The 13,967-nt window shown below is 42.8% G+C and carries 14 protein-coding genes and 1 pseudogene; 10 read left to right on the top strand and 5 right to left on the bottom strand.

What is annotated here, in order from left to right; genetic code table 11:
* Positions 1 to 114 precede the first annotated feature (114 nt).
* The 4 genes and pseudogenes from BLQ44_RS15640 to BLQ44_RS15625 form a co-directional block, all read left to right on the top strand.
* A pseudogene (locus BLQ44_RS15640) lies at positions 115 to 636 on the top strand (TCP-1/cpn60 chaperonin family protein); the annotation flags it as partial.
* Between the two features lie 535 nt (positions 637 to 1,171).
* Entirely contained in the window at positions 1,172 to 1,687 is a 516-nt protein-coding gene (locus tag BLQ44_RS15635; protein ID WP_093194829.1) for a TetR family transcriptional regulator, read from the top strand.
* Positions 1,684 to 2,400 carry a hypothetical protein gene (locus BLQ44_RS15630; protein ID WP_093194828.1) on the top strand — a complete coding sequence of 239 codons (717 nt, stop codon included), beginning with the start codon at positions 1,684 to 1,686 and terminating at the stop codon, positions 2,398 to 2,400. Before BLQ44_RS15635 ends, BLQ44_RS15630 begins: the two co-directional genes overlap by 4 nt.
* Before the next feature lie 2 nt (positions 2,401 to 2,402).
* The gene (locus BLQ44_RS15625; protein WP_093194827.1) at positions 2,403 to 3,425 is read left to right on the top strand and encodes a hypothetical protein; all 1,023 of its coding nucleotides are present in this window, start codon (positions 2,403 to 2,405) and stop codon (positions 3,423 to 3,425) included.
* Positions 3,426 to 3,708: 283 nt separating this feature from the next.
* Here the strand turns inward: BLQ44_RS15625 and BLQ44_RS16745 are convergent, their stop codons facing one another.
* Positions 3,709 to 3,918, bottom strand: a complete 210-nt coding sequence (locus BLQ44_RS16745; protein WP_093194826.1) for a hypothetical protein — start codon at positions 3,916 to 3,918, stop codon at positions 3,709 to 3,711.
* Between the two features lie 679 nt (positions 3,919 to 4,597).
* Here BLQ44_RS16745 and BLQ44_RS15610 point away from each other — a divergent pair.
* On the top strand, positions 4,598 to 5,302 hold the full coding sequence (locus tag BLQ44_RS15610; RefSeq protein ID WP_093194849.1) for a threonine/serine exporter family protein: 705 nt from the start codon (positions 4,598 to 4,600) through the stop codon (positions 5,300 to 5,302).
* Between the two features lie 18 nt (positions 5,303 to 5,320).
* Entirely contained in the window at positions 5,321 to 5,767 is a 447-nt protein-coding gene (locus BLQ44_RS15605) for a threonine/serine exporter family protein (RefSeq protein ID WP_093194848.1), read from the top strand.
* A 52-nt stretch (positions 5,768 to 5,819) separates the two neighbouring features.
* Here BLQ44_RS15605 and BLQ44_RS15600 read toward each other — a convergent pair whose 3' ends face one another.
* On the bottom strand, positions 5,820 to 6,296 hold the full coding sequence (locus tag BLQ44_RS15600) for a DinB family protein (protein WP_176757550.1): 477 nt from the start codon (positions 6,294 to 6,296) through the stop codon (positions 5,820 to 5,822).
* A gap of 253 nt (positions 6,297 to 6,549) precedes the next feature.
* On the opposite strand from BLQ44_RS15600, the gene BLQ44_RS16645 reads away from it, so the two are divergent.
* The gene (locus tag BLQ44_RS16645) at positions 6,550 to 6,720 is read left to right on the top strand and encodes a hypothetical protein (RefSeq protein WP_176757549.1); all 171 of its coding nucleotides are present in this window, start codon (positions 6,550 to 6,552) and stop codon (positions 6,718 to 6,720) included.
* Between the two features lie 134 nt (positions 6,721 to 6,854).
* Here BLQ44_RS16645 and BLQ44_RS15595 read toward each other — a convergent pair whose 3' ends face one another.
* The 3 genes from BLQ44_RS15595 to BLQ44_RS15585 form a co-directional block, all read right to left on the bottom strand.
* On the bottom strand, positions 6,855 to 7,832 hold the full coding sequence (locus tag BLQ44_RS15595; protein ID WP_093194823.1) for a zinc-binding dehydrogenase: 978 nt from the start codon (positions 7,830 to 7,832) through the stop codon (positions 6,855 to 6,857).
* Positions 7,833 to 8,018: 186 nt separating this feature from the next.
* Positions 8,019 to 9,446 carry an aspartate ammonia-lyase gene (gene aspA, locus BLQ44_RS15590; protein WP_093194847.1) on the bottom strand — a complete coding sequence of 476 codons (1,428 nt, stop codon included), beginning with the start codon at positions 9,444 to 9,446 and terminating at the stop codon, positions 8,019 to 8,021.
* Positions 9,447 to 9,478: 32 nt separating this feature from the next.
* Positions 9,479 to 10,720 carry a dicarboxylate/amino acid:cation symporter gene (locus BLQ44_RS15585; protein WP_093194822.1) on the bottom strand — a complete coding sequence of 414 codons (1,242 nt, stop codon included), beginning with the start codon at positions 10,718 to 10,720 and terminating at the stop codon, positions 9,479 to 9,481.
* Between the two features lie 115 nt (positions 10,721 to 10,835).
* Here BLQ44_RS15585 and BLQ44_RS15580 point away from each other — a divergent pair, with 115 nt between their 5' ends.
* The 3 genes from BLQ44_RS15580 to BLQ44_RS15570 all read left to right on the top strand — a co-directional run.
* On the top strand, positions 10,836 to 12,074 hold the full coding sequence (locus BLQ44_RS15580) for an ATP-binding protein (protein ID WP_093194821.1): 1,239 nt from the start codon (positions 10,836 to 10,838) through the stop codon (positions 12,072 to 12,074).
* A 1-nt stretch (position 12,075) separates the two neighbouring features.
* Complete coding sequence (locus BLQ44_RS15575; protein ID WP_093194820.1) at positions 12,076 to 12,981, top strand: response regulator; 906 nt, start codon at positions 12,076 to 12,078, stop codon at positions 12,979 to 12,981.
* Between the two features lie 713 nt (positions 12,982 to 13,694).
* On the top strand, positions 13,695 to 13,967 hold a 273-nt coding region (locus BLQ44_RS15570; protein WP_176757548.1), incomplete at its 3' end, for a helix-turn-helix domain-containing protein.

Genomic DNA, 13,967 nt, shown 5'->3' with positions numbered 1-13,967 from the left:
AAGGTAATGTTCAATCGTGTACTCATAATAATCGTCATTTCCCTTATAACTATCGGGACGGCCTTCCTTTGCATCGGACTTTGGGATAACGAAGAAGAGGATAAGCAACCTTAACGTCTTGCGAAACTTGCCGGCGGTGTAGCTGTCATCAAAGTCGGAGCGGCGACAGAAACAGAATTGAAAGAGCGTAAACTACGCATCGAAGACGCATTGAACACTACGCGCGCAGCAGTAGAAGAAGGAATCGTCGCAGGTGGTGGAACAGCGCTTATCAACATCATTTCTGCCGTAGAAAAACTCGAACTCTCTGACGATGAAGCGACAGGTGCAAGCATCGTATTGCGTGCTCTAGAAGAGCCGGTACGTCAAATCGTACACAACGCTGTTCTTGAAGGCTCTATCATCGTAGAGAAGCTGAAATCCCAAGAAGTAGGCGTCGGCTACAACGCAGCAGACGGCGAATGGGTCAACATGGTAGAAGTGGGTATCGTAGACCCTACCAAAGTTACACGTTCCGCACTTCAAAACGCCGGCTCTGTAGCGGCAATGTTCCTAACTACCGAAGCAGTCTTTGCAGACATCCCTGAGGATGACAACGGCGGTGGCAGCATGCCAGACATGGGTGGCATGATGTAAATCATCACTTCTGGAAGCCTTTTTGTAAGGTTTCGACGAAAATGAAATTATCGATGACGATTAAAAGAGCTCCCCCAAAGTTGCTGAACTTTTGGGGGAGCTTCTTTTTCTTGAATGACGTGTGAATATATATTATTTGCAATTCGATTGTCTGTATGGAAAAGCCAATCTATTTATCAGTAATAAAATAAATTTTTTCTAATTTAATTCATTGCGGTTTATATGATCATATAAATTGAAAAAAATAGAGGCATCTGCCGATTCATTTTTCACATAACAATTATTTAATCAATTACTAGCGACATTATGCCATTAAACAAATTAATGTTTAGTAGAGATGGTCAAAAAATAGTAAAAGTGAATTGTAGTATAGACTTATTGGGGAACATTGTAAAGAGGTGTATAAAGTCCAGTGTTATATTTATTCCTTATTAGGATGAACAGAAGTTGACCCTGTATAATTTTGGTTAATTATTATTACTGTGATAAAATTACTAAATAAGTATTATGAAAATGCAAAAGGGTGGGAAATGCTATGGCATTTTATAAAATTCTATACCAGCCAAATGATAAAAATCCACCTTTCTATAAACAGGTCTCTCTCAAAAAAATTATAGTAGGGGAAAATAGTTATTCATTCGCAGTACCATATTCTCCGCAATCTTTTAGTACTTGGTTGATGAACGATGAAATTTACAGAATTATTTTAGATAGCACAGTGAAACAACTTATAATGAGTAATCATAAATTCCTGGATCTTATCCTTAATCAAGATTATTTTGATCTAGATCTGGTAGACTGTGATTTTGAAAATGTTAATGTTGACAATTTGTTAGAGGGCGAAGAGTTTAGTGCAGAAATGATAATAACTTTACTACAAGATGAAGATTACCAGATGGTAAAATTGTATTTCAGAACAAAAAGTCATCACATGATAACTTTAAAATCAAACGGTGTATTAGGTATAGATACAGAATTACGTGAAGAAGAAATTGTTAATATTAAAAAATTAATAAGCTTTGTGAGCTTTGGCCCGGTGATGCTAGTATGAAAAAAAAGCTATTTCAATATTTGAAAACATTTGTAGTGACAATATTAGTAGCTTTTATAGCTACTAATCAAGAAAATTATATCTACAAAATATTAGATATAATTGGATATGAAAGTGACTTACTTAAAAAGACAGTCTTGAGTGCTATCATAGCGCTCTTCATTGGTTTGTTATCATTATGTATTACATATTTATGGTCAAAAATAAAATTGATTTTCCAAAAATTGGATGTTTCTTTTAATACAAAGCTTAACGGAACCAAACGGACTACAATGAAATTTTCTCCCAATGATTATGAATATGCCTCACAGGACGTTGAATTTGAAGTGAATTTCAACCCGGGAGGATGGGTGTCAAACTTTTTAATAAAGAAGCTGGGGATCTCTCTCAATATTTATTTTAATCCAGAACTATTAGACATTTATTTTATCGATAAGTGGGAGATTGATAAACATGAGGTATTCAATATATCTGAGCGAAAAATAACAATTAATTTATTAGGTAATATGGAGATTAAAGGAAGGGAATTCAAAGGGAGATACCACAAATTAAATGAACAATTTAGGGTTAAGCCTATTAGAGTGAAAAATGCGGAAACTGCTCTAGATTTAGTGATAGTATCTGATAATTTTGATAAATTCACAAGACTAATTGCTAAACATTTTATAACTGTTGATTTTGAGGCTTTGAAAGTAACTTGTAAGGGGGAGTGACATTGGGTAGATCAAAATTGACATGTGAATTGTTCAAGCTAAAGGGAATAAAGAGTCTAGACGATGTAAAAAAATATATCCTCAAAAGAAGCCATTCAGAACCTCTTAAAATTTCGTCGCGCGATAATAAAATACCGGAATCATTGCCCCAAGAAGAGTTGAACTTTTATTTTACTTGGGGTGAAGTATCAGAACCAAACGAAATGAAGTTATTCGAAAAAAATGAAGAGGGAAGTGTTGAGTACTTATTTGTACCTGCTGATATTGAATATACAAAAAGAAAAAAGAAAGATTCAGCAGGAAATCTTCTTCCTAAGGTAGATAGAGTTAACTACGCTCAAATAATGACATACTTTTTTTGTATTAACAACTCTGTGCATCTAATTATTAGCTCGCCAAACGAGATTCATGTCAATAGAGTAAAGAAGTTAGTGGGGCTGCAATACATATCTAAACTTGATGAAAATTATGTAATGCCCCCTGATTTATTCAATTGGCTATTTTATAAATATATACAAAATAATGGTGAACTAGATTCAAAACTTATGCTCATGAATATAGGAGGATTTATTGGGAATACAGGTGATGAGCATAATATTTTCAAGGGTACATCAGATCAGACTTCAGAACTTATAATAACAAAGGCTTTTATAAGTAATGGTGAAACGTTAAGGACAATTACTGCTAGGTTAAAAAATGAAGATATAGACATTGTTTTTACAATTGATGATCTTTCCAACACACAAATCTTCTTCAATCAATCAGAAAAAATCAAGCTTTTTGAGGCAGAAGATGATGGGGTTTTCTTTATTATTTACTTGTATAGTCAGTTAATCCCAAAGTTAAAATCTCTATATAACAACTCTTCTGCTCAATTTTTAAAAAAAGAAAAAAGTGAATTTTCTGAAGAAATAGGATTAGAAGTAATAGAATCAATTATAATTCAAAACTCACTGAGTTTAAAAGAAGTTACAAAATTGTTTGATAGGCCTATTGAGCTACATGAAAAAATATATAATGAATAAATATGTCAAACTTCTAATTTGAAATTTAATTTATCATCATTTTCTGTGCATATTTGTTTAGAAGAAACCATGGGCGGCATGATGTAAGTTGCCCGCCCGATCCTTAATAGATGAAGATTTTGAATGATTATGCTGAAAAAATGCTAATATTTTTTAGCGGAAGCATCTTTTATTGATAATAGTTGAATGTTCTAGCTATCAAACGTTTGGACACGGAAAATTCCTGTGAATCAACAAAGAGCCGATTTCTTTTAATAGGAATCGGCTCTTTGTATAAAAGCTATTAACGTGACGCTTTGGGTGGTTGGCATACATCACACTTACGTTGATGATTGTTCTTAAATTTTGTGAACGTTTTATCAAAATTATTGCCACAGGAACACTTGAACAGCAACTTTTGAGAGAAACCGTTGAATTCCGTCGATAATAACGTGCTATCTGAATTCTTTTCGACAAAGTCATTAATTTTACCGATTGTCCATCGTTTATTCATACTTTTACACCTCCCAATCTAATCTCTAGGCGCAGGCTTTTCTTGCCATCCGTTCTATAGTGAGAAAAATAGTTTCTATCCTAAGTTTGTTATTATACCATGATATAGGTTTTAAATGGAATTTCAGGTTATTTGCCATTAAACACTTCATAATTGAGTTCCTTTAATTGTTTCTATTGTAGTTATTCATAGGTTGTAAGCAAATAGGAAAAGATGACCTACAATCATGATTGTTTCCAGCTTCCCTGGACGAAGGAACGGATCATATCGTTCAATCGATTTTCGAGGTTGTTTTGTCCTACACTTGTAGACATGAGGTAGGGCGTCTCCTTTTACTAGTTGATTTGGTCGATAACTAGGAGGATACCCTACCTCTTTTTTGTCTAAGGAAAATGGAAAAACAAATCATAAAATGGTTAATACCACAACTGAATCGAATGCTTCGGATACACATGTTGATTTGGATTACTAATCAAAAATATTTTAGTTTTGTTCAAAGTAAAGAATATATAACTTTTGACAATACTACAGCCCTTGATGATGTGGTATTGTATTTGTATGTAGACGAATATTTTACGAAGAATTTCCTTTGATGAATAGATACACTGAACAATAATGTAATACGAATTGAGGTGACTGAGTGGAGCGTACAGAGGACTTGATCGAGTTATGTTTATTCATGGGGAAAATTATGCAACAAAATGGAGCGGAAACCTATCGTGTGGAAGATACGATGACGAGGATTGCCCAATCTTTCGGACGGTATGAATCCCAAAGTTATGTAACACCTACCGGGATTATGTTTACGATCAGCCCTGGTGCCCATGCAAAATTAGTGAGAGTTTCGGCACGAGAGACGAATCTCGAAAAAGTGAACCTTGCGAATGATGTCTCGAGAAAGATTGCAAGTGGGGACATGTCTATTCACGTTGCGTATAAAGAGCTCAGAAAGATTCAAACCAGTCCTACAGACTATACGATGCTCATGCAAATCATCTCTGCCACGTTGGCGAGTGGTTTCTTTACTATCATGTTTCAGGGGAGCTGGTACGATTTCCTGCCAGCCTGCGTAGCAGGAGGACTTGGGTTTATTGCGTTGATTAACTTTACTAGATTATTTGAAATTAAATTTGTTGCTGAATTCGTCGCTTCGTTGTTGATCGGTTTTACAGCCTTTTCCCTTTTTTCCCTCGGTATTGGGAAGGAAGTTGATAAGATCGTTGTCGGTTCGATCATGCCGTTGGTCCCTGGGCTGCTCATCACCAATGCTGTAAGGGATCTGATGGCAGGTCATCTTATCTCAGGACTCGCCAAGGGAGCGGAGGCTTTTTTGACGGCTTTTGCAATTGGGGCAGGTATCGCTGTTATGTTTTCACTATTTTAGAGATCGTGAGGAATGACTATGTGGATTGAATATGCCATAGCAAGCTTTTTTGCATCAGCTGCCTTCGGAATCATCTATCAGGCGCCAAGAAATACGCTCATCAAATGTGGTCTCGTCGGCATGGTCGGTTGGATGATTTACGCATTCTTAGTGTGGAAAGAAGTCGACAGTGTCCCGGCTACACTCACCGCATCCTTTGTTATTGCCCTGGTCAGCCAGACGCTGGCAAGGAGATCCAGAACGCCTATGATTATATTTAGCGTACCAGGGATTATTCCTCTCGTACCAGGAAGTCTCGCTTATGACGCCATGCGGAACTTTGTACTAAATGACTACAGCGCCGCTATTTCTATTGCAGCGAAAGCTTTTATGATATCGGGTGCCATTGCATTTGGGCTCGTGTTCTCGGAAGTGCTTAACCAGATTATGAAAAAGATGCGACAAACAAAAGCGCAAGTGAGGTAATGGGTGACTCTCACTTGCGCTTTTGTCTGTCTTCAGGTAAGTGAACAATGATTTACTTAATAGCCTCCAAAATCTCTTCAATCTGCTCAATGTGGCGTCGTTCATGCTCGGCTATGAGAGTGAAAATGCTGTAGGCAGGGATATCTCCAAATCGCGGATGGGACACGACATATCGTCCGATGTCTTTGTTTTCATTTAAAAAAGCTTCGGTTGCTTTTCTTGAGTTTTGCAGCATTTGGATGCAGTCTTCTGCATTTCTGTGGACGGTGGAGGGCTCCTGCTGTGCCTTCATTTTCACGGAACGGTCCCGCAAGATGGAGAAATCTTTTTCCTCAGCATGACCTATGTGTTTTTGCTTCATCGCTTTCTCCACCAGTCCGAGAAAATTCACCTCAGCCACTGCCAGATGCTCGACCACCTGTGCAACCGTCCAACCTCCAGATTTCTTAGCAGTATTTAGCTCGTAATCATTTAAATGCTTTAGCAAACTGATCAATGTTTTTCTTGTTTGAATGAATGACTGATCCATGATTGCTCCTCCCTTAGGTGCGTATGACATCACGATTTCTATTTCGATTCTACCACATGAGATGGAGGCGAAATGTAAAAGAAGCCCGTTGATGATCCAAGAGATTAAGCAATCAATTACTGTAAAAAAGTCGTAGAAACGGTGGCATTTACGGTTTTAAATGAAAATATCTGAATATGGCGAATAATCTGACTTATAGAGCGGGATGTGCTATCATATAAGTAACATAGTAAGTAGAAGGGAGGAAATATTGATGGAGAAGAAGGAGAGAGTATTTGAAATCAATAAGAAAAAGCAGACACGGACAAACGAAATTTCCATGATGATCAACGAAGGTGGGTTAGGTGCCGACCGGTATTATATTATCAAATACATGCAGGAGGCACGTGAAAAAGAGGCGAGTGAGTCAAAAGAAGAGGCATAATCAGTAAGACTGAATCATTCGCGTGAAAGTAAGTTAGAGATGGAACGTACTGTTAAGAGGGCCAGCCGCATAATGAAAAATTAAAGGAAGGACCAGAGGGAAATTATCTGGCCCTTCCTTTATCTTTGGATCCATCATCTTATTTTCGCTACAATCTTCCCTGTCACATGACGCTCAGAAAGACGCTCCAGTGCTTGCGGCACGTCTTTAAGGGTAACTGTTTCACTTAGCAGCGGGGAAAGCTTCCCTTCTGTTACCATCGCAAGCATCTCATCTCCCATCACGGCAAGGTCCTTCTGAGAATCGGTATCTGCCTGATGAATCGCGCCCAGAGCAATTTCATGATACGAAGGAACAATCGTAAATGGCTGCACTTTCGTGAAATCCGGAGCGCCTGCGATATATACGAGATGTCCCATATGCGCAAGGTAGTCGAGGGACGCTGTCGCATTATCCCGGCTCACGGTGTCCACGACGGCGTCGACACCTTTGCCATCTGTCATCTCTTTCACACGCTGGCCGACATCTTCGGTCCGGTAATCAATCGCCTCGTCTGCGCCCAGGCGTTTTACATATTCGTGGTTATGCTGAGAAGCGGTAGTCAGAACCTTTTTGCCGGCCGCTTTCGCCAGTTGGATACCGAAACCACCGACACCTCCGGCTCCTGCGTGAATCAGAATCGTGTCTATCTGATCGAGCGGCAGCTTGCGGTGGATGGCCTGGTAGGCGGTGTATCCCGCTGTCGGCAGGGCGGCTGCTTCCTCGAAACTGATGCCATCAGGAATGCGTGAAATCGTGTGAGCGGTCGTCACGGCATATTCCGCATACGCTCCGTCATTCTGGAGGTTGCCGTGATAGACGACACGGTCACCTTTCTGCCAACCGGTCACACCTTCGCCGAGTTCTGCGATCGTACCGGCCGCGTCCAAACCGAGCACTTTAGGGTACGTCCAATTCGGATGTCCGTTCGTCGCGATTTTGTAATCGACCGGGTTCAACCCGGTAGCATGTACTTCTACCAGCACCTCTCCCTTTTCCGGACGAGGCGTTTCTGTTTCCTGCACCTTCATGTCTTTCCATTGATTCTTATCTTCTAAAAGAAGTGCCTTCATCTATATTCCTCTCCTTTTTGAACAGGTTGTTTCAATAATCGTGATGATACATTATTTACGGACGGGTTTGCCAGTGAGACACTTTGAGATCCGTTCAAGTAACAGGGGGACGGAAGATTGGTGTACACGCTACTGGTTGGAAAAAAAGGAGGAATGCTCTGGGCATTCCTCCTGTCGGAAGCTGTATTATACAGACGACTTTTCTTTCAGATGTTCCCCGGCGATTCCAGGGTAGGTCATTTCATAACTATCCAGGATAATCTCCAGATCCTCGTGGCTCAGAATGTTATATTCCTGGCACAGGTTGCGGACGGTCTTTCCTGTTTTGATCCCCTCTTTGGCGATCTGGGAGGACTGTTCGTAACCGATATGAGGATTCAGGGCTGTAATGGTTCCAAGACAGTTTTCTACGTTTTCTTTGAGAGCTTCTTCGTTGGCCTGCAGATCTTTCAGGCACAGATCCGTGAAAACGTCAAAGCCGTTTCTCATAATTGTGATGGACTCAAGGATGTTGAATATCAGCACCGGTTCCATCACGTTCAACTCCAGCTGTCCCGCCTCCGAAGCCATACTGACCGTGTGATCATTCCCCATGACCTGGAAGGCAATCTGATTAATCACTTCCGGCAGGACTGGATTCACTTTCCCCGGCATGATGGAAGAGCCGGGTTGCCGGGGAGGAAGGATGAGTTCGCTCAGGCCGTTCCTCGGTCCGGAAGCCATCAGCCGGAAGTCATTGGCGATCTTCGACATATTCGTCATCGTATTCTTCAGAGCGGAAGAGACCTCGGTGTACGCATCTGTATTCTGAGTGGCATCCACCAGATTTTCTGCCGGCCGGAGTGGTAATCCGCTGATCGAAGCTAAATGTTCTACGACCAGCTTCGTGTAGATTGGATCCGCATTCAGTCCCGTACCTACAGCGGTCGCCCCCATGTTGATTTCATATAAATTATCTTTGGAGCGTCTGATTCTCTTGATGTCCCGCTCAATCATCCGCTGATAGCTCTGGAGCTCCTGCCCCAACCGGATCGGTACAGCATCCTGCAGGTGTGTGCGTCCCACTTTAATGATGTGATCGAAATCGGCGGCTTTCTTCCTGAACGTATCCGCCATTTCTTCCATCGTTTCTTCGAGTCCTGACAGTGCTCTTATGGCAGCTATATGCATGGTGGTAGGGAAGACATCGTTCGTAGACTGAGCCATGTTCACGTGATTGTTCGGATTGATGAGATCATAGGTGCCTTTGTCGTATCCTGACTTCTCCAAAGCACGATTGGCGATGACCTCATTGGCGTTCATGTTCAGGGAGGTGCCGGCACCTCCCTGGATAGGGTCCACCAGAAACTGATCATGCCATTTTCCTTCCAACAATTCCTCTGCTGCTTCGATGATGGAATCACCTACAGGAAGAGAGAGATGACCGATGTCCCTGTTTGATAAGGCGGCGGCTTTCTTCACCATTGCAATCGCTTCGATCAATGATGCGTTCAGGGCATATCCCGTAATGGGGAAGTTCTCTTTCGCACGCATTGTCTGTATTCCATAATAAGCATCAGCAGGTACTTCTTTTTTACCGAGAGCGTCTGTTTCTACCCGATAGAGATGATTCATAGGATCCTTCCTTTCCCTGTAGAAGTTTACGGTCACCCGTAATGGACCTTCGCATAGTCTTCTTCTTCCTCCTCTTCGACGGATGGCGTGTTTCTCTCCGAAGAGCTGACGACTACTGCCGCCGTAGCATCCCCTAACACGTTGACCGAAGTTCGGATCATGTCGAGGATACGATCGATTCCTGCCAACAGAGCGATTCCTTCAAGCGGCAGGCCAATGGAAGCCATGACCATCGACAGCATGATCAACCCGGCACTTGGGACACCGGCTGTTCCTATAGAAGCGAGCGTGGCTGTCAGTACGACGGTCAGCTGATCGACGAACGACAGCTCCATGCCGAAATACTGAGCGACGAACAAGACGCAGACCCCTTGATAAAGAGCGGTTCCGTTCATATTGATCGTCGCACCGAGAGGGAGGACGAAGCTGCTGATTTTCCGTGGTACCCTCAGCTTTTCTTCTGAGTATTTGATGGTCATCGGAAGTGTTCCGGAGCTGCTTGACGTACTGAAAGCTACCATGATGACAGGGATCAGCTCTCTGAAGAAAGTTAAAGGGTTCATCTTCCCGAACACTTTCACAGAAAAAGAGTACACGATCAACACGTGGACAAGCGACCCTAACAGAAGGGCCAGGATGACTTTCAACAGAGGCCATAATACCGAAAGTCCGTACTCTCCCACTGTGGGAGCGATCAGGCCGAAAATCCCGATAGGAGCGAATCGCATAACGATTCCCGTGATTTTATACATGACTTCTGCCAGCTGATCGAACAGCTGATAGAGGGTGCGGGCTTTCTCTCCGAGCATCGTAATCCCGATACCGAGAAAAATGGCGAAGAAGATGACCTGAAGCATATTGCCGTCCGTCAATGCGGCAATCGGATTCGTGGGGACGATGTTCAGCAGAGTCTCTTTGATTCCAGGGGTTTCCTGAGCTTCTACCTGCTGACTCTCCGGAACGTTGATATCCACTCCCGTTCCCGGAGAGAAGATATTCCCGCTCATCAGGCCGATGGAAATGGCGACTGCGGTCGTGACCATGTAAAAGGAGACGGTCTTGAGACTGAGGTTCCCGAGCTCTTTCAGGTTACCTGTGCTGGATACTCCCACTACAAGGGAAGACAGCACCAGGGGAACGATGATGAATTTGATCAATCTTAAAAAAAGATCACCTAAAGGCTGTACTACTTTGATATCAGGGCCTACAATAGCACCTAAGATGATTGCGAGAAAGAATGCGAGGAAGATCTGAACGACGAGATTGTTTTTCATATTATCCCTCCAAATGTATGACTAGGTACTAATGTAAGCGCATACCTACAGAAACATACAGAAACTCACAGGAACATACATAAGAATTCAGAAATTTTAACAAGGAGGGACTATTATGAGCAGAAGGAAATGGTTTCTTCTGGTGATGGTCATCGTCATGGTGCCATTGGCCGGGGAACTTAAATTCTATCCGTTCGAGGGAGACTTCAGGGTAAGTTTCGGAACGCCATTATTTTTCTTCTTATTACTGTGGAGAAGGAGTCTGCACCGATTGACGCTGATCTTCTCCGTAGCAGGTTCTGTCGTTCTGTTCAGAACCTGGTTAGAGGTGTATGGGAGTCCGATGGGGGTAGAGGAAGCCTTCCTGGCCCATTTTCCGGTGTTCTTCTACTATATGACTTACGGGTTATTTTACCATAGACCGCTTATGATCGGCCTTTTCGGGGTGTTGCTGGAGATTCTTGCAAGCACCGTCGAAATTCTGCTGCGAAGTGGAGTGATGGATCAGCCCCTGGATTTCGGAACGATGTGGTTACTGGTGGAAGTGGCTGTCATACGCAGTTTTTTCGTACTGGGATTCTTTAATATTCTCTTGTACAAGCAGGTGAAAATAGAGGAAGAACAGCAGAAGCAGCAGAAAGAACATATCATGATGGTCGTGGCCGGTTTATATGCAGAGGTCACCCATTTATCCAAATCGATGCAGGATGCTGAAACGGTCATCAAAGAGAGTTATGATTTATATAGAAAAGTGAATCGTGATCCAGAAGCAGAGCCTTCCTCGGCCCTGCTCGGGATAGCAAACAAAGTCCATGAGATAAAAAAGGACAACCAGAGGATCTATGCCGGACTGTCGAATGTCGTTTCAAGAGAGAGTGATTCTTCGTATCTGTGCATGAACAGTATCGCAGATATTCTGATGAGATCGAATGCCACCTATGCAGAATTCCTCGGGAAGGAAGTTCATTTCCGGTTTGAAAGCGAGGAGCAAGATGCCTCCTATCCGACTTATGTTCTTCTCTCTTTGCTCAACAATCTGATTACCAACGCGGTAGAGGCGATCGAATCAAAAGGGGAGATAGAGTTGAAGGTTACGAAGGAGAACAATATTCTGGCGTTCAGGGTGACAGATGATGGGCCAGGTGTCCCCGGAAAAGCGAAGGAGGTCATTTTCGAACAGGGATATACATCCAAATTCGACTCCTCCGGCGCCCCTTCCACCGGAATCGGCCTTTCCTATGTCCGGGAGATCGTAGAGAAAATGGAGGGTACGATTAAGGTTATCACTGAGGAAAGCAAAAATTCTTTTCTGATCCAGGTACCGGAGAAGAAGCTGATGGAGATGGGGGAGTAACATGAATTACTTTATCGTGGATGATGATATATCAGTCAGAGCGATGCTCACAGATATAATCGAAGATGAGGATCTCGGCTCCGTAGTCGGAGAAAGGGAGGACGGGGGAACTATCGATGCATCTCTTCTTGAAACGAATAGCGTCGATGTCCTTTTGATCGATCTGTTGATGAGGGAACGGGACGGGATTGAAACCGTACGACAAATCTCGGGGCGGTATGAAGGAAAAGTGGTCATGATTTCCCAGATAGAGGCGAAAGATCTGATCGGGGAAGCGTACTCTCTCGGAGTGGAGTATTATATCACGAAGCCTCTCAATCGCTTGGAAGTCCTTCATATTCTGAAGAAAGTCAATGAAAGGATTGTGCTGGATCAGTCGATTAAGAGTATTCAACGATCCCTGAGTGTCGTTACCGATCAGAGTCCAGTTGCAGAAAAGCCGACGAAACCGAAAACGATCAAAGAAGAAGGGTATGACATTTTGGCGGAGCTCGGTATCGCCGGGGAGAACGGTTCCAGAGATTTGCTGGAAATGATCGATCATTTATATAAGGATGACACGTTAGATGGAGACGATTCTATCTCTCTTAAGAGCGTCTATCAGAAACTGGCCTTTCATCGGGCAGGGGAGGAAGCAAAGAATTCCGCTCTGCAGCGGGAAGTAAAAGCGGCAGAGCAGCGGGTGAGACGTGCGATTCACCAGGCGATTTCCCACATCGCTTCTCTTGGCGTGGATGATTTCGGGAATCCGGTCTTCGACAAGTATGCTTCAGCATTCTTCGACTATGAGCAGGTACGAAAGAAGATGATGGAGTTGGAGAAAGGGAAAGGTCATCGAGTCAGGGTAGATACGAAGAAATTCATTCAGATGTTGTACTGGGAAGCGAAGCGGAACATAGAGAAATGATCAGGCTGGTTTCTCTATGCTTTGCTTCTGGTACTTGATTGCATTATTCCTTCTTATTTGAAACGTTTCTATGGTTTTTAACGTATGTCATGAAAACACAAAAATTTATCAGGTGGGGGATACTATGGACTTCTTCGTGGAATATATACTGGCCTTCCTTGTCATAATTGCTATTTTCTTAGGATCTTTCGCGATGTTTTATCTTGGGTTGAAGGGGTTATTCAAAAATATGAAGAAATAAATGAAAAATGTTAAAGAAGACACTCTTTTTATTCTGGAAAAGAGTGTCTTCTTGCTCAGCAGTGTTTATTCCCTGATGTTTCGTTGTGGATCACTTCAGATACTTCAATGTTTGTAATCCTTTCTCCAAGGGCTTAGAGTTTCGGGTTGCTATGGCGATGCCGACACCTCCGACAACTAACGCACTCCCGATACTGTACTTGATGACCGTATCTTTCCATTTCCTCTGTTCCCCGACTTCTTCTTTGATACGATCCAGCTGCGCTTCGATTTTATCAGCTTTAGGCGAGAAGACTCCCTCCTCAACGACGACGTAGGGGGAGATGAATCGCCTTCGGACGAGGAGGCGTCTTTGATAGCCTCCGACGTCCGACAGGAATATATTTTTTTAAACAAAAAACGAACATACATTCCCGTTTTTGGGGTATATACCTCTATCAAGCTTTCACGCTAGAGGAGAAGGAGGCAGCGATATGGTTCACAAAGCATATAAGTTCCGTATCTATCCGAATAAAACGCAGGAGATACAAATCGCAAAAACCATCGGCTGCTCTCGCTTTGTCTTCAATCATTTCCTCGAAACATGGCATACGACCTACAGGGAAACGGGTAAAGGGATGTCTTACCATGCCTGTTCGAAACAACTGCCAGCTTTGAAACAGGAACGTCCCTGGCTGAAAGACGTGGACAGTATCGCTGTCCAGACCAGTGTCCGGCACCTGGCCGACAGCTTTCAGCGCTTTTTC

It is taken from the genome of Salimicrobium halophilum (assembly GCF_900100295.1).
GTDB classification, from domain to species: domain Bacteria; phylum Bacillota; class Bacilli; order Bacillales; family Halobacillaceae; genus Salimicrobium; species Salimicrobium halophilum.
This window is presented reverse-complemented; position numbering and strand designations above follow the sequence as displayed.